Origin of the sequence: uncultured Psychrobacter sp. (assembly GCF_947500265.1) — a bacterium.
Lineage (GTDB): Bacteria > Pseudomonadota > Gammaproteobacteria > Pseudomonadales > Moraxellaceae > Psychrobacter.
This window is the reverse complement of record NZ_CANMRN010000001.1, coordinates 190,669-207,807: the sequence shown is the minus strand read 5'-3', so window position 1 is coordinate 207,807 and position 17,139 is coordinate 190,669. Positions and strand designations below refer to the sequence as shown.

The 17,139-nt window shown below is 43.1% G+C and carries 14 protein-coding genes; 5 read left to right on the top strand and 9 right to left on the bottom strand.

Translation table 11 applies throughout. From position 1 onward, the window contains the following. The first annotated feature begins 37 nt into the window (after positions 1 to 37). Positions 38 to 727, top strand: coding sequence for an alpha/beta fold hydrolase (locus tag Q0788_RS00890; protein ID WP_298807255.1), 690 nt, complete (start codon positions 38 to 40; stop codon positions 725 to 727). 95 nt (positions 728 to 822) lie between these two features. On the opposite strand, the gene Q0788_RS00885 is transcribed toward Q0788_RS00890, so the two are convergent. From Q0788_RS00885 to Q0788_RS00870, 4 genes are all read right to left on the bottom strand, one after another. Next, on the bottom strand, positions 823 to 2,163 hold the full coding sequence (locus tag Q0788_RS00885) for an HRDC domain-containing protein (protein WP_298807254.1): 1,341 nt from the start codon (positions 2,161 to 2,163) through the stop codon (positions 823 to 825). Between the two features lie 135 nt (positions 2,164 to 2,298). Then, complete coding sequence (gene recR, locus Q0788_RS00880) at positions 2,299 to 2,892, bottom strand: recombination mediator RecR (RefSeq protein ID WP_057760773.1); 594 nt, start codon at positions 2,890 to 2,892, stop codon at positions 2,299 to 2,301. 117 nt (positions 2,893 to 3,009) lie between these two features. Then, positions 3,010 to 3,339, bottom strand: coding sequence for a YbaB/EbfC family nucleoid-associated protein (locus Q0788_RS00875; protein ID WP_025651278.1), 330 nt, complete (start codon positions 3,337 to 3,339; stop codon positions 3,010 to 3,012). A 104-nt stretch (positions 3,340 to 3,443) separates the two neighbouring features. Further along, complete coding sequence (locus tag Q0788_RS00870) at positions 3,444 to 4,718, bottom strand: O-succinylhomoserine sulfhydrylase (protein ID WP_298807253.1); 1,275 nt, start codon at positions 4,716 to 4,718, stop codon at positions 3,444 to 3,446. A 431-nt stretch (positions 4,719 to 5,149) separates the two neighbouring features. Between Q0788_RS00870 and Q0788_RS00865 the strand changes: the two genes are divergently transcribed. The 3 genes from Q0788_RS00865 (at position 5,150) to dusA (ending at position 9,426) form a co-directional block, all read left to right on the top strand. After that, the gene (locus tag Q0788_RS00865) at positions 5,150 to 6,784 is read left to right on the top strand and encodes a phospholipase D family protein (protein WP_298807252.1); all 1,635 of its coding nucleotides are present in this window, start codon (positions 5,150 to 5,152) and stop codon (positions 6,782 to 6,784) included. 222 nt (positions 6,785 to 7,006) lie between these two features. Next, the gene (locus Q0788_RS00860) at positions 7,007 to 8,311 is read left to right on the top strand and encodes an MFS transporter (protein WP_298807251.1); all 1,305 of its coding nucleotides are present in this window, start codon (positions 7,007 to 7,009) and stop codon (positions 8,309 to 8,311) included. Between the two features lie 131 nt (positions 8,312 to 8,442). After that, entirely contained in the window at positions 8,443 to 9,426 is a 984-nt protein-coding gene (gene dusA / locus Q0788_RS00855) for a tRNA dihydrouridine(20/20a) synthase DusA (RefSeq protein WP_298807249.1), read from the top strand. Positions 9,427 to 9,507: 81 nt separating this feature from the next. On the opposite strand, the gene Q0788_RS00850 is transcribed toward dusA, so the two are convergent. The 4 genes from Q0788_RS00850 to Q0788_RS00835 all read right to left on the bottom strand — a co-directional run bounded on the left by Q0788_RS00850 (position 9,508) and on the right by Q0788_RS00835 (position 15,790). After that, complete coding sequence (locus tag Q0788_RS00850; protein WP_298807248.1) at positions 9,508 to 10,296, bottom strand: CPBP family intramembrane glutamic endopeptidase; 789 nt, start codon at positions 10,294 to 10,296, stop codon at positions 9,508 to 9,510. A gap of 68 nt (positions 10,297 to 10,364) precedes the next feature. Next, positions 10,365 to 11,255, bottom strand: coding sequence for an alpha/beta hydrolase (locus Q0788_RS00845; RefSeq protein WP_298807247.1), 891 nt, complete (start codon positions 11,253 to 11,255; stop codon positions 10,365 to 10,367). 279 nt (positions 11,256 to 11,534) lie between these two features. Then, positions 11,535 to 12,587: a signal peptide peptidase SppA gene (gene sppA, locus Q0788_RS00840; protein WP_298807246.1), complete on the bottom strand. Its 1,053-nt coding sequence runs from the start codon at positions 12,585 to 12,587 to the stop codon at positions 11,535 to 11,537. Positions 12,588 to 12,871: 284 nt separating this feature from the next. After that, positions 12,872 to 15,790: a ComEC/Rec2 family competence protein gene (locus Q0788_RS00835; protein WP_298807245.1), complete on the bottom strand. Its 2,919-nt coding sequence runs from the start codon at positions 15,788 to 15,790 to the stop codon at positions 12,872 to 12,874. 245 nt (positions 15,791 to 16,035) lie between these two features. On the opposite strand from Q0788_RS00835, the gene Q0788_RS00830 reads away from it, so the two are divergent. Continuing rightward, complete coding sequence (locus Q0788_RS00830) at positions 16,036 to 16,611, top strand: DUF2062 domain-containing protein (protein ID WP_227522947.1); 576 nt, start codon at positions 16,036 to 16,038, stop codon at positions 16,609 to 16,611. A 63-nt stretch (positions 16,612 to 16,674) separates the two neighbouring features. Here the strand turns inward: Q0788_RS00830 and Q0788_RS00825 are convergent, their stop codons facing one another. Next, on the bottom strand, positions 16,675 to 16,989 hold the full coding sequence (locus Q0788_RS00825; protein WP_298807244.1) for a hypothetical protein: 315 nt from the start codon (positions 16,987 to 16,989) through the stop codon (positions 16,675 to 16,677). Between the last annotated feature and the right edge of the window lie 150 nt (positions 16,990 to 17,139).

Here is a 17,139-nt window from a genome sequence, read left to right as displayed (position 1 = left end):
TATCTTAAATTTCTGAAGCAATCATTTGGACACTGCTATGCAACATAAAGCGCCTAAACAAAAAACTCGCGTTATTCTAATTCATGGGCTACACCAAACCCCATGGATCATGCGGCCATTAGCCAAGCGCCTGCAAACAGCAGGATTTGATACCCATCAGTATGGCTACCGTAGCATGCGTGATGGTATTAAGACCAATAGCGCCCGCCTAAATAGCTGGCTAGAAACAAACCATCACCCAGATCATCCAATAGATTTGGTCGGGCATAGTTTAGGTGGCTTAATCATTCGTGATTTTGTCGCTCAGTATCCAAAATGGAAAATTGGACGTTGCGTGACGCTAGGAACACCGCATATAGGCAGTGTTTGTGCAGATTATATCTGGCGATTGACTCCTGCTGTCGTAGGTCGCTCATATGTTGACGCACTCGACGGTACAGTCGCACCATTGCCCAAACACGTGACGTTAGGCGTTATCGCTGGCAACCGACCTTATGGTCTAGGTCAGCTGTTTTTGCAATATCACAATCGCAAACTGCGCAAATCTGACAAGCCACCTCTTAACGAGCAGCTTGCACATGACGGGACAGTCTATATAGAAGAGACGAGGATAGAGGCAGCAGCTGATCATATCGTTATGCCTGTCTCGCACACTGGTATGCTAGTGAACCCAGACGTTGCCGAGCAGACTCGATACTTTTTAGAACATGGACGGTTTAAACGCTAAGAACTGTATGAATAAGAGCTGTATGAATACTTGAGTGTCAGTTTTCAGTCTTATCGAACGCTTCCTTATTAAACAGCGCATTATCGAACGATTCCTTATTGAACACGAATACCCATGCCCTGCTGCAGTTCGGTTTTATGCTTTTTGATGACTGGAATTAAGGTTTTAATGACCCAGTCGTTACGCCAACCTTTTAGCCCTTGCGGCAGTTCGCTCACGTCTTTATCAAGAGCAACCACTTCATACAACTGCCCTAGCCATTTTTTACGCATCAATACGCTAGCAGGTATACCAATCTCACGCGCATGCTCATCAATCGCTTGCTGCACTGCTTTCGATAATACTTTGTTTTTTGAGCGATATGGCGGCACTAGACAGTCTGGATGCTCTGTAGGCGGTAGACTCTTGGCATTTCTGATTACTTTCAGCAGCTCTTCGCCATATAGTCGTAGCATACTACGGTGCATGGTTGTTTTGTGTGCCAGCTCGCGCATGCTGTTTGGCTTTTCAGTGACTATCTCTCGTACTGCTTGTTTTTTTATCACAAAGGTACGCGGTTGATTGGTCGCACGAGCCAGCTCTTCTCGCCATGTAGCCACCCCTTTGAGTATCGCCATTTGCTGTGAGTTATAGCGATAATCTGCCATCGTTAGATACATCGCTTCATCTTCGACGTGTTGCGTATCATACAAATCACTGGCATAAAGCTGACAGTCAGCCCAAACGTAATCGTATAACCCTTGAGCCTTAAGCGCATGCTCGATACTGAGATATAGCGCTGGCAAATAACGCACATCATCGATAGCATACTGCTCTTGCTCATCTGTCAACGGGCGCTGGAGCCAATCAGACTGACTATGTTCTTTATCGATATGCATATCTAGCTGATCAGCCAGTGCCTGCTGATATCCCATTTGCAATTGGCCCGTTAGATAAGACAACGCAATTTGCGTATCGAAGATATTGGTCAACGGTGGGCAGCCAGACAGCAGATAAAAAATGCCCAAATCTTCGCCGCAGGCATGCCAGATAGCCACATCTACTTTGCGTAGCGCCTCCCACAGCTGAGCCAGTTGCAACTGGGGTGCATCCAGTAGATAAACATGATTACCAGTATTCAGCTGCACCAGTGCCAAGCGCGGATAATAAGTGTCACGCTTGATAAACTCAGTATCTAAGGCCACACGTCCACAAATCGCTAAGGCATCAATAACCTCATCCAAATCGCTTTGCTTACGTACCCAAGTAATAGCAACGTCATCGGCAATATCCAATAGTGCATCAATATCTAGCACCTCAATATCTGGAGTATTAGACACTGACTCAGATGAAGTGGCTGCTAACATTGGCTCAGTATTAGCGGCTTTTTGTAATGAGCCATCATTGATATCAGCAGCATTTGATTGAGCTGAGGCGTTTGAAACGTTATTGGACACGGGCAGATACCTGCATTAATAGGAGAAAATAAAACGCTAAACCGCGCCTTAATAAAATTAAAAGATAAACAATAATAAAGTAATTATAGCAATTCCAAGAAATGAATTGGGTAAGACTTTGAAGCAATCAAAACATTATAAAAAAGAACGATTTTGCATGGCTTGACCAAGCGTCATACTATCCAAATACTCAAGCTCGCCGCCCATCGGCACACCTTGTGCTAAACGCGTCACTTTATTGACATGACGACTGACAGCTTCACTGATAAAGTGCGCCGTAGTCTGACCTTCGACAGTCGTACCTGTTGCCAGTATCAGCTCTTCGACAGGTTCTTGCTTCACTCGCCATACGAGCTGATCAATATTCAAGTCATCGGCGCTGACACCATCAATTGGCGATAGATGCCCGCCCAACACAAAATAACGACCACGGTAACCAGCTGTCTGCTCAATCGCCATCACATCTGCTGCCGTTTCGACCACGCATAGCAGACTGTCATCACGTCTAACATCTTGGCAAAGCGGACATACGGCCTCATCACTAAAGCTATGACAACGCTGACATTCAACAATATCACGCATGGCTTCATCTAGTGCTTGGGCGAGTGCCATGCCTTGTGGGCGTTTTTTACTGAGCAGATGTAACGCCATTCGTTGGGCACTTTTTTGACCGACGCCTGGCAATATACGCAGCTGTTTGACCAGCTGATCAAATTTGGCTGTAAGCAAAGTAGCTTCCTTTAATTGACTTTATCTAACTGAATTTATAAATCGTAGCTATAAAAATGGGGTCGTATCGTGTCGATAACAACCCCATTTTTGTCTTTAGTATGAAGTATTTAATGCCTAAAACATGCCTTGCATACCTGGTGGTAGACCCATACCTGAGGTCGCGCCAGCCATTGTTTCTTCATACAACTCGTCCGCTTGACGAACCGCATCATTGATAGCAGCAGCGATAAGATCTTCGATCATATCAGGCTCGTCTTCTAGCAAGCTTGGATCAATAGTCAAACGCTTGACCACATGACGACCTGTCATCGTTACTTTAACCAAGCCACTGCCCGCTTCAGCTTGCACTTCTTTGTTAGCAAGCTCTTTTTTAGCGTTTTCAACGTTTGCTTCTACTTTCTTTTGCATCGTTTGTGCTTGTTGCATCAATGCTTGAATGTTCATAGTTGCCTCTTTTGTTATTTATGGTTTGTATTTTATGCTAGCGCGTATAGTAATTAATAACGTAAAGTTAATGCAATGCGTTAGTGCAGATTATACCGTTATCTTTACAAACTGTCTAAACCACGTGCTAAGTCTTTGATAATATCTTCCACATCTTCCAGACCTACCGATAGACGAATCAGACCGTCTTTAACGCCAGCTTCGGCACGAGCTTCAGCAGTTAGACGGAAATGCGTGGTGGTTGCAGGATGAGTAATCGTGGTTTTGGCATCGCCCAAGTTATTGGTGATAGAGACCATTTGTGTTGAATCAATCACATGCCACGCCGCTTCTTTGGTATCACGGCTATCAGATGCCTTGACTTCAAAGCCCATGATAGCACCGTAGCCATCTTTCATATGATGCTGACGTGTGGCAAGTTCGTGTGCAGGATGATCAGTTAAGCCTGAGAAATGTACGGTACTGACATTAGGATGATTAACTAAAAATTCTGCGACTTGATTGGCATTGTTACAGTGCGCTTGCATACGTAATTTAAGCGTCTCAAGCCCCTTGGTAAATACCCAAGCATTGAACGGACTCATGCTGATACCGCCAGAGCGCACCACGGTAAATGCTTCTTGCATCAGCTCATCACTGCCGACCAACGCACCGCCTAATACGCGACCCTGACCATCCAAATATTTGGTCGCAGAGTGAATCACCACATCCGCACCCAAATCTAATGGGCGCTGCAATGCTGGTGTCGCAAAGCAGTTGTCAACGACGAGTAATATGTCATTGGCCTTACATAGCTGACTCAGATAACCGATATCACAAATCTGCGCCAATGGATTACTTGGGCTTTCGCAATAAATCACCTTGGTATTTGGTTGAACGGCATTGGCCCATGCTTCATTGTCGAAGCAATCAACGTAGCTGACTTCAACACCAAACTTGGCCATATAATTATTAAACAGACCGATAGATGAGCCGAATAACTGGTTGGCCGCTAGCAAATGGTCGCCCGCTTTTAGGTATGCCAAGCACATGGTCAAGATAGCGCCCATACCAGAGGCCGTCGCAACCGCACGTTCACCATTCTCTAGTGCGGCTAAACGACGCTCAAAAGTACGTACGCTTGGATTGGTATGACGCGAGTAGACATTGCCTGTTTTTGTACCGTCAAAATGAGCAGCAGCATCAGCGGCTGAACGATAAACGTAAGAGCTGGTGGTAAAAATAGGTTCTGAATGCTCGCCTTCGTCTGTACGGTGTTGACCTGCCCGCACTGCGATGGTCTGCATGCCATAATCAAGCCCTAAATCTAAGGCATCGCTGCGCCAGTTTGGATCTAACTTGTTCAAACTGCTCTCATCATGGTTTTGCGACTGACTCATAAACGTTCCGTTACTTTGGTTAATATGTTATTGGTTGGTCTTTTAATTGAAATAAAATGACTGCTTATTCTTCTGATTATCGACCGAATTCATCAGCGTTATCATATCATGTCGACTTATTCCGCACAGCTGGTTTCAAATGGCCACTAAATATTATTTTCGAATACCAAAGACGTATCAATTCTACTGCTTAAAATCTGCCACATATATAATTAAACACTACTTAAAAAACAATGATTTCGTGCGCTAAATCTAACAAAAATAACGTATTTATAATAGGCAGATATCGCAACAGCTGCTAAGCTTAGCGACGATTTAGATTTTGCCACGCGTAATACGACAACAGTCTGGTAATACATCTAAAAAGAGTGCTTTAAACACTCAGAATCATTATTTATCAGTACATTTAGGCTCATTAAGGTAAATTCGTTATGTCGATGTTCAGTATAGAACCAAGCAGCTTATCGTTGAGTCTAACCCTAGGACTGACTTTAGGTCTTAGCGCTTGCCAGAGTTTGCCCAAGCAGCCACATTTACCAGAAAGCCAAGCACTATCAGCACGTGTAGAGGCGCTATATTCAGACGAGCAAACGACGCAAGGTGAGACGATTAAAACCAGCAGCACTGATTTGGTCTCTGCTATTAGTGCGCAGAACGATATTCATCCTGACTTGTCTGGCTATCACCCAATCGTGACAGGAGCGAATGCTTTTGCGGCACGCAGCATCTTGACAGATATGGCCACGCGCAATATTGATGCACAGTACTATATTTGGCATAACGATCAGGCTGGTCAGCTTCTGTTAAAAGACTTATGGGACGCAGCTGAACGCGGCGTAATCGTGCGCTTATTGTTAGATGATTTTAATAATAGTGCCAAGTTCGATCAGCATTTATTACGTTTTGCTAGTCATCCCAATATCGCGGTGCGTATTATCAATCCTTTGATGCATCGTAAGTTTCCAACACTGAACTATGTGACTGGTTTGCCGCGTATCAATCGCCGTATGCACAATAAGAGCATGACCTTTGATAAGCAGATTACGATCATCGGCGGGCGTAATATCGGCAACGAATACCTTAGCAATGACCAAAGTAGCCAATTTGCAGATTTGGATGTCTTACTTATTGGTAAAGTTGTCGCAGATATTGATAACAGTTTTTATGACTATTGGTCATCGCCTTTATCATTTGATATCGAGACCTTAGCGAAATTTGATGATGACGTTACGCCTGATTTTTTAAAGGCCTTAGATAAGCTCGGTCTGGATGAAGAAAACAACGAAGGCAGCAGCTTGACGGTTTATAAAGCTGCGATCAAAGACTCTACGATTGATAGTGACTTGATTAATAAGCGTGTGCCTTTCCGTTGGACCGACATGCAGTTCTTGAGTGATGATGTTGGCAAACTAAGTAAAACGGTTCCTGCCGATACCAACTTGGTTCATCAGTTGCGTAACTTGCTTGGTAGCCCAACCAAGAAATTGACGATTATTTCTTCTTATTTTGTACCGACCAAAGATGGCGTCGAGACATTGGTTAAGTTAGCTGAAGCTGGTGTCGATATCAAAATATTAACCAACTCATTCGATGCGACTGATGTGACTGCTGTTCATTCTGGTTATAGCCAGTGGCGACCTCGCCTGCTTCGTTCAGGTGTAAAAATATATGAGCTTAAATCAACCGCTGCTGAAGAAAAACGTGATAACAAACTATGGCGGGCGCGTAGCCAATCTTCGACTAGCTTGCATGCAAAAACGTTTGCAGTAGATGACTATCAAGTCTTTATCGGTTCATACAACGTTGACCCACGCTCTGCCAATATCAATACCGAAATGGGTGTGATTATTAATGATGATGAGCTAGCAAGGCAGCTGCATGGTGCTTTGAGCGACGATCTATTAAATCAAGCGTATGAAGTCAAACTACTAGAAAATGGTAACTTACAATGGCATACCATGGAAGACGGCGAAAAAGTCGTTTATGACTCAGAGCCACGAGTGGACATGGCTGACCATGTTTGGTTAACCATTATGTCTTGGTTGCCCATTGACTGGCTGTTGTAGATACATAACTTATTAATTTCGACAGTTTTAGAACATTTAGTTTTGCGACTCAGTTGTATCAAGTAAACAAAGTACCACTCAAAGACTTTTATTTTAAACACCCAACTTATTGTTTCGGCAAATCATCTTTTATATATCTTGATTTGCCGTTTTTACCATGGCCGGTTATCCAAACGATGATCGTCTTAATGACCATTTTACTCCGTGGATATGTGATTTATTATGCCATCTCGTTCCCAACATGCCTTGATGTCTACTAAAGACAAAAATGTAGTGCTGTTCATTAGCTTCATCAGCGCTGTGATATTTTTTGATTTTTTGATTTACTTGTATATCTCAGATATTGTTTCAGCGGCGATTTTTCCTGCTAATGCTGACCCTAGAGTTGCTAAACTGCAAGGTATGGGGCTTTTTGTTATCGGTTATTTAGCACGTCCAATCGGAGGTATTCTCATCGGTCGTTATGGTGATATAAAAGGTAGAAAGCCCGTTTTATTGCTAAGTATCATAGTCACCGCATGCAGTCTCTTAGCAATGGCATTTTTGCCAACTTATGCACAATGGGGGGCTGCTGCGCCTGCCTTATTTATATTGTTAAGAATCATACAGGGTATGGCGTTTGGTCTTTATGTACCGCTATCTTGGGTATTTGTAGCAGAGCATGTGCCCAGACAGTATTTGTCAGTTGCCTGTAGCTATGCGACTGCTAGCTTCTTTGTAGGTGTGCTGTTTTCAAATGCCTTTTTTATGTGGTTATCTAGCTTTATGACGACGACTGAGCTAACTGATTATGGTTGGCGTTTACCATTTTTAGTAGCGGCGGCTCTTAGTTTCTTACCGCTCTTATTTTGGCGATTCATCGGAGAAACACCCTTTTTTCTGGCACTTACAAAATTAAATACCGGCAAAAACTCAGGCAAGCCGCTTACCATACTCTTTAAACACTGCAAACACTCTGTGTTTGTCGGCATGGTGCTGACGTTAGTGATTTCTAGCATTACCTCTGTGGTTGTTCTACTATTGCCAGACTTGATAGAGATAAACTTTACGTTAGACAGCGATTTGTTTGGATTCTCCCATAGCTTGGGCATCGTATTTATGATTTTTGGCTGTATATTCTATGGGATAATTTCTAATCATGAGAATTTTGGTAAGGTTCTAGTAATTGGTTCGATACTCCTCATTGCTCAAATACTAGCCTTCTTTTATCATCTACAAGCAGGTGGCGATTACATTTTAATTATGTACGCGCTTTTGGGATTCTGTGCTGGTATTGTCGGTATGGTTCCTGCTATCTTGGTGCAATTGTTTCCAACCAACGTGCGTCTCACAGGTATCTCTTTTTGTTATAATGTGACCTACGGTATCGTTGGTGTACTGATACCTTTTGGTCTTGGTTATGCCACAACTTTAGTAAGCTTTTCACCAGCACTATACATTGCCTTTATTGGCTTTATCGGTATTATCATGGGGCTGTATTTTTATAATTTGCCTGAATTTAAAAAAATTGACCATGTTATTTTATAAGTAATTGGTCAATCACTGTTTCGCATGACGCTTGAAGCTCTGGAAACTCTTGCAAATAAGGTGCAATGGTATGTCTCATCCATTGCACCTTATCCATTTATTTAAGACACAAATATTAAGGCTTGATGACCATGGTTGATATGACCAACAAACGCCTCTCAGTTGCGCCAATGATCGACTGGACTACGACAGATTATCGTTATTTTGCACGACTATTTAATCCACATACCTATCTATATACCGAGATGATCAGTACTGGCGCATTGATACATGGCAATCGAGCACGCCACTTGCGCTTCGATACGCTTGAGCACCCTCTTGTATTGCAACTCGGCGGTGCAGACATCGATGAGATGACGCAATGCGCAGAGTTTGCTCAGCAATATGGCTATGACGAGGTCAATATCAATGTTGGCTGCCCCTCAGATCGCGTACAGCACAATAAGATAGGTGCCTGTCTGATGGCAGAACCTCAGACCGTCGCTGATTTGGTCAAGCATATGCAAGCTGCAGTCGATATACCTGTGACGGTCAAACATCGTATTGGCATCGATGACTTTGATAGCTATGAGTTTATGGTGGACTTTGTGCAGACAGTGGCAGCGGCAGGTTGTACCCGCTTTATCGTACATGCACGTACGGCATGGTTGCAGGGGCTCAGCCCTAAGCAAAACCGCGAGATACCACCACTGCGTTACGATGATGTGTACCGTCTAAAGCAGGACTTTCCTGAGCTAGATATCGAAATCAATGGCGGCATCGATACAATTGAGGACATCCGAACGCACCTACAGCATATCGATGGCGTGATGATTGGTCGGGCGTTTTATCACAACCCGTATCTATTAGCAGAGGCCAATAGCTTATGGAATGAGGAAACTCCTGAGACAATACCTAAGCGCTCAGAGATTTTAGCGCAGCTTTATCCCTATCTCGAAGAACAACTCGCAAAAGGCGAAGCGTTGCCAACGATGACACGGCATTATTTAGGACTCTTCCAAGGTCTGATGGGCGCGCGTAAGTGGCGTCAAGCATTGAGCGGCAAACCTCAGCTGACGATTGATGATATCAAGCGAGCTGCCGATGAAGTGCTACTATTAAATCCTGATGCATAATCCTAACGCGTAGCCAAATTTAAATATTTGACTGGCTCGATATAATTTACATGCTAGCCATCGTTGTGGTCAGCTTTTTATCTATGCCGCTTGCACAATATACTGCCACATCGCTGCACCATTATTGACAATGTGCAGTACGATTGGCAGTAGTAGCGAGCCTGACTTAATCCGTGCATAGCAAAATATCAATGCCAACACTACGATGGTACTGATTTCATAGATACCATACTGCACATGGATCACAGCGAATATCAAACTTGTCACAATACTGGCGACAATCGCCCCATGATTCGCTGAATAGGATGGTGCCGTGAACTGTTCTGCGATGGCTGACCACAATATACCGCGAAAGATAACTTCTTCATAAATTGGTGCGACGACCACCATAGCAAAGACCAATAGCCAAACCGAAATGACAGACTGATAGAGTGGATCAACAAACACCAACGGCGCCATATCGAGTACATACGTCAGTACCTGACTGGCAATCATAAATATCAGTAGTAACCCAAGCATGCCTAAACCTGCCGACAGTGAGAACGGCTTTAGCGCTAGATATTGACGCAGACTGCCACCTTTTAAACGAATGACAAGCGCGCTAATTGCCACTAGCAATATACAGCCGATGAGTATAGACAAGCTCACAACCGTTCCGTCCTTACTACCGAAAAAGAATATACGCCCTACCGATGTCCTTTCATCGGCAGGTAATACCAGCTTGCCAGCGACATAAACACCTACCAACTGACTGATAAAAAACGCAAGCACCATTCCTACTGTCAGTACAAATGTACCCACGCGCGAAAATAGCGGCAGAGACTTAGGTGAGACAGTCGTACTAGATGGCGCAGTTAGGTTTTTTGGCATAAAGGTATCACTTAAAAATACTCTGGCAGCTCATATCTATTACAAACATGATTGATGATATGTTGCGTTTATTTGGACAATTGCTGCTTAATCAATCCTAACACCTGCGTTGAGACAGACTCTGGATGCTCAAGTGGGAACATATGCCCTCCTTCATGAGTTTCATAAGGGATGCCCAAGCGCGATTTTATCTGCTGCGGAAAGCGACGTTTCAAAAAAATACTGTCTTGACCAATGATTAAAGTCACAGGCACTTTGGGACCACGATTCGGTGCCAGCCAATACCAAGATGGATTGGTACGGAACACAGCGACTTCGCTGGCTTTAGGGATAGCCAATGTCACTTTGCCATCCGCTCGCTCATGTAAGCCGTGATCGATATATCCTTGAAAGCTACGCTCATCAAAATTCTTAAAGAACCCTTTATGTCGCATTTTCTCATATGCTTCATCCCGGCTATCCCACACATCACGGCGATGCTTAGACACGCCAGCTGGTGACAGTTTGTCCATCAGACGATTATTCATAAGCGGTAATCTGTCTGCTGTCTTTGCCAAATGCCACAACAAGCTGACCTTGCCATAAATCCAGGGCGGGTCCATAAGCACTGCTTGTGCAAACAAATCAGGCTGACGATACGTGGCCTGCAACGTACACATAGCCCCAAGCGAATGCCCTACTCCTACTACCTGTGCAACGCCATGCTTTTCGCAGGCACTGTTTACGCTATCAATGATTTGCTGCGTCAGACTACGCCAATGATCATCCACTGGATAATCAGGCGTATCGCCCAACATCGCAATATATTCAATCGTAAAAAACTCTGATAAACCTTCAAAAAATGGCTCATATACCGCGCTTGGCATTCCATTAGCATGAGCAAAATGCAGCACAGGTTTATTGGTTATTTTAGAGACAGGTAATTTAGCAAAGGACTGCGAATTTATTTCATCACTCATGACAGACTCTCATAGGATCGTTTATGTTATATATTATTTTAATGATTGAACCTTATACCATTATCAAAACCAACAGCATCAAAACTAATCCCTTCAAAACTAACTATGTTTATATGACAAGTTTGACGACTGTGTTTAATGGTTATAGTTGTATAGCTAATTTAATCAGGCTATCACTCAGACCAAGGTTTTTATTTGGTAGTGCATACGATTAAGGCTGAGCACAATTATATGCTCAGCCTTAACAATCATACACATTATATCTAAAACATAAAACGCTTAACGCATCTGTCCAGTGTTGCTTTCTTGTGGCAATACATCAAGACTAACGCTAGAGCCAATACCTGCACCTAATTTCACTGCAAAACGGTCCATAAACATTTGGAACGGATCAGTTGGGCTATAGCTAATGATAGTATCTAGATCTAGTTGCTTACTTAGACTTGTGATACTACCTGTTTTGTCTGCTAGGCCTAGCTCAATAGACTGCTCACCTGTCCAGAATAACCCTGAGAACAGTTTGTTTTGTTCAGGATTTTTCAGACGGTCACCGCGCCCTTCTTTGACAGCATTGATAAAATGCTTGTGCGTGTTTGCTAGTACTTTTTCAACATGATTTTCTTCATAGTCAGTCAACGGACGAGATAAGCTTAAGATATCTTTATACTCACCAGCCGTAATCGTACGATCTTCTACACCAACTTTGTCCATCAAGCCTTTAACGTTGTAGCTTGGCATAATGACACCGATAGAGCCAACTAAACTTGACGGATTGACATAAATCTCATCTGCGGCAGACGCAATATAATAAGCACCTGACGCACCGATATCACCAATCACTGCGTAAAGCTTTTTGTCTGGGTACTCTTGGCGTAAGTCCATCATGGTCTGCCAAATCTCATCAGACTGTACCGGTGAACCGCCAGGTGAGTTAATGTCCAATGCTACTGCTTTTGAGTTACTGTTTGAAAAAGCGTCTCTCAATGCTTCATTGACATCATACGCATTAGCCACATCGTCATTACTGATGACACCTTGCAGCTCAACCACTGCCAAATGTGGATCGCTAGTATCGACTGCGTCCATACCTGTTGGCGCACTGCTGCAACCACGACCAAGGGTCAAAAATATCAATAAGATATAACCAAAGGTCAATAGTTTAAAAAAGATACTCCAACGACGAGCGCGGCGCTGCTCAACCACACTCGCTAATAACGTGTTTTCCAGCACCTTCCATTCTTGTCCACTTGGCGGGCTTGGTTGCTGCAGTTGCGTTGACTGATTTGCCGAGTTATCAGGACGTTTGTTAGGGTCTGGTGGCCAGTTGGGCATATAACTTCCTAAGTTAGAAACAATCTAAAACAATGAAATGAGGTTGTCGAAAAATACAGTTAAAGCGGTAGTGTATACCTGACTGATACTGTCTCACAGTATCTGTGACCTGTTTTAATAGTCAGTGACCTGTATTAATAGGCTGCTAAGTATGGTGGTATTTCGATAATGGTTCAATAGTATAACTGTGAAATATCACTATATTGTAACGCTGATAATATCAGCCTTATTTTTAAGGATTAGTAGTCTCGGCATTGGGAATACTATCAATGTTATTTAGCGATTTAGTTGTTTAGCGATAATGCTGCTTCTAAGGGCTTATTATCATAGGTTATAACTTCATCGACTCTCTGACTACTTATGACATCAGCTGTAATTTGCGAAGCGCTATGACCAAGCCAACGTGTATTTTTGAATAGCATGTCATCATTATTCGATTCAACTGAACATAGTAATGACCACAGTTGCCAAACGCGTTGATGAGTATCAGCATTTAAAATCAAACGCGACTGGAAAGACTCTGACTGTTTGCCAGTTAACTGGTTAGATGCTACTTGTACTTGAGGGCTAACAGGTGAATTGGCAGGTAACGAATTGAGTGGGTCTGCCGCATTGTATCTCAGAACGCGTATAGGCAGATTAGTATCAAGAGCAATCGTACAATCCCAAACGCTGGTATCACCTATTTTGGTCCAACCAGTAATGGCTTGTACTGACAACTCATCGTTAATCGACTGCCATATTTTGCCTTGCTCACAACGTTGGGCACTGATAGTGGGCGTATATTCAGACTGCTTAACTGTTTTGTAAGCTTGCTGAAATGCAGACCAACGATCAGAGCGCCCTGCTTGCCAATATTGGCTAATGGATAAACGACTATTTAATTGAGCAACGGTCATCGGTAGTAATTCAGAATTTTTAGTATTAGCAATATTCTTATCGCCAGAGATTAACGTATCCGTCAGGCCGGTACTGCTACTCTGTACGACAATACTTTCTAAATTATTGACAGATAAACTACCCAGTTGCTGCTTCAAATTTTCAGATAATTTATCTGCTGTCAGGCTGCTTGGCATCGTTCGTGTAGAGGCTGGTCTATGATCAGCTAAGAACAACCAATTGGTACTGTCTTCATTGACAGTAGGATATTGTAGCAATGCTGCCGTTATATACGAATCACCCGTTGGTAGAATATATAGGGTCGGTACAGTTACCAGTGACTGCTGATTGGCATACACCGTCATCATCAGCAACGTTAATGGTGGTAACATCAACCAACGACTGAGTAACCCTCCTGGCAACAGCCAAGGCAATGCACTTAGCAAAGCCATTGATAGTATCGCGATATTAACTGGTGTATAGAGCCACGCATCCGATAGCGCTGGCAATGACGTCAGCCAACTCATTAAATCGTGTAGATGACCAACTATTGTACTAATAATTACCCAAAGAGTATCAGCAATACTCGGCACCAGAAGGTAACATAGTCCTGCTAATAGATTGAGCGGTACAATCACCCAACCAAATAGCCCGATAGCAAATAAATTGATAAAAAGTCCCCATAACGACGCCTTACCAAATAAAAGCAACGTAACGGGTAATAAAGTAAGAAACAGCCAAAACTGTAGTTTAAACACACGCTTGACCATTCGCCAAACACGGCCAGATAGCGCGTTATTGATATGAGTACGTGGCTTACTATCGTATAAATTCGTCGTAACAGTAGTTTGGTGCTCATACGACTTATCGTCATACTTGAGTAATAACGCCACTGCAATAAAAGATAGCCAGTATCCCGCCTGCCATAATACGTAAGGGTCATGCCAAGCCATAAATATAGCCAATGCCAATAGCACGCGCATCGTACTGATAGGAAGTAATGTTAGTCTAACGAATCCAATCGCTAATAACATCCAAGCCGTACGGGCAGCAGGCACGTCAAAACCAGTAAATAGCGCATAAATAAAAGCGGCACCGATCATTACCCACCAGCGCACTTGCCAGCGCGGAATACGACGGTAAATCGCCGAATAATTACGATCAAACAGCAGTACGGCTATACCTGCTAGCACAATAGCTAAAAACAGTACGTGCGTACCTGAAATAGCGAGCAGATGTGAGATACCCGCCAGTTGATATAAATCCTTAGTATCACGATTAATCAAGCTACGATCACCCGTGAGCAGACTTAATGTCACGGCTTTTGCTTGTTGCTCTACTGTCGTTTGCGTTGACCAGTCTTGATAGAAATGCTGTCGTAATCGCCAACGCCCTTGATCAATACGAGTACGAAAACGCTGAAGATATGAATCAGAGTCTAGCGTCTGCTTCGAATATTTTTCAGCGCTGATTTCATTGCTAATTTCGTTACTGTTTACCAATGTAGGACTAACGGCCAAAATACTTGCAACGCCATCAATATGCCGACCTCGCAACCAGCGATAACTGTCAAAACCAGTAGGGTTATTGACTGCTTGCTCGGAAGTAGTCAACGGTGCCAGTGCTAGGCTCATGAATACCTCATCTCCAGGCTGCAAATCGTTTAAGGATGCAAACTGGCTATCATTTGCAGACTTTTTTGGATAGGCGTTAAGTAAGATTCTGTGTTCGCTAACCTTGAGAATAACTTCATTGAGATTAACATCGTGATTGATGCTTAGGCTATTTTTATTTACATTTAAGTAGTCGGATGTTTTAGTTGCTAACTCTTGGGACGTTAGCTCAGCGCCTAACGGAGCGATATTCGTTATCACTGCTACTTGTCTATAACCGCTATCTGTAGTGGCATCATAAACACTGTCGCTCAACCCTTCGATACGCACGAGTGCTTGTACTCGTATCGGAGCAGTTATTTCATTGGTTTCTGCTCGTTGGTGAGTAACCAAAGCTTGCAGTGCGCTGCCTATCACTAACGCAGCCGCTAACAAAGCTAAGACTAAGTGTCTAATAATTCGGAAAGGAAGTTTAGTATGGCGAGATGTGTTGTTAGAGGTATTGCTATCAGCGTTGTGGCTGTCTATCGAGGGTATGTTAAATTGAGCAGACGCCAACAGAATTGTGGCAAATATAATAAGCGCCAAAGACAGATTGGACGGATCAATCATATCTAGCAAAGATAAGTCGGTTGGCATTATCACATTATCTGCGACTGCCAATACGCCCATCATAACTATAATTATGAGACTACCAATCAACCAGTACACCAGCACTCCTTGCTTGATGACTTAAATATTATTCGGCCAAATATGGTTACTTACTATAGCAAATGACACGCGATGCAATAGCATTTATATTTATATTACCCTATACTGAGGCAACGTATTAGGTGGTCACTATCTGACACCACCATTCTGTGTGTTCTAACCTTTATCCTAATCACCATATATTACTTTATACCAGCTTCTCAATACCATTGAGTAGACTGTAGTTAATGATTAAAGGCGATCCTGTGCCCCAAAAACGTCTAAAAGACCTACTTCCTACACCAGAGAAAATCTTAGAAAGTCGCACTTTAAAGCTGTTTGCACCGCACTTGGCTGATCCAAGGTTATGGCATTTCAATCGACACAGCCTAAATAAGGCCGTCTATATCGGTGTATTGAGTGCATTTTTCCCGCTGCCAGGACAGATGTTACTGGCACTTATTGGCTCGCTTATTTTTCGTGCCAATGTCCCTATGGCGCTTGGTTTGACATGGATTACTAACCCAGTCACTAGCTTGCCAATATTTTATGCTGGATACTATATCGGTGCAAAGATCATTGATGCACCTGTGATTAGCTTGCGATTCATCGGTAGAATGATTGCTGATTTTAGCTTATGGGCATTATCAAATGGTGCCAATCCGTTCATTACTTATCGCGGTACAGTATCACTTGCTGCATTTTGTATCGGGCTAACGATTTTAGCCGTGGTCACCAGTCTTATTTGCGGTTTGGCATTTAAGGCCATTTGGCGTTATAAGACCGTAGCGAGCTGGCAGAAACGTCAGCAAAAACCTTCTGACGAATCTGACAAGTTATAAGGTTATCTATCTTTATTACACGGCTATAACGCTTACGCCCTAGCTAATCTAAGCTAGCAGAGCTTATTCTTCTTTACTGTTCTCTATAGCATTCAAAACTTTGTCAGTGAAATTGCTATCCATCGGTACGATCTCAATGACTTCATCATTTTTACATAGCGTATAACGCTTACCTGTCGCGCTGTCTTGAACTTTTAGGTCGTAATCAACCCCAGCCAAAGTGATGGCATCAAACACAGGTGTCAGTAGCTCGGTTTGCGCCTGTCTATCAAGCGTTTCAAACAAAGTTGGATCGATGTAAGGCTTTAACGGCTCATCACCCTCTTCCGCACTGCCAAAAGCCGCAATTGGATTATCATCTTCACGCATTTTACGCATTTTACGCATCCTTATAAAATAGATAAGGCGGCTGGCTCACAACCGCTTAATCGCTAGTTTCTATGATATATTTTCTTAATAATACAACAATAACTCTTCAATATGACAGCCACTACATTCATGACAGACGCCAATAGATGCGTTTCAGTC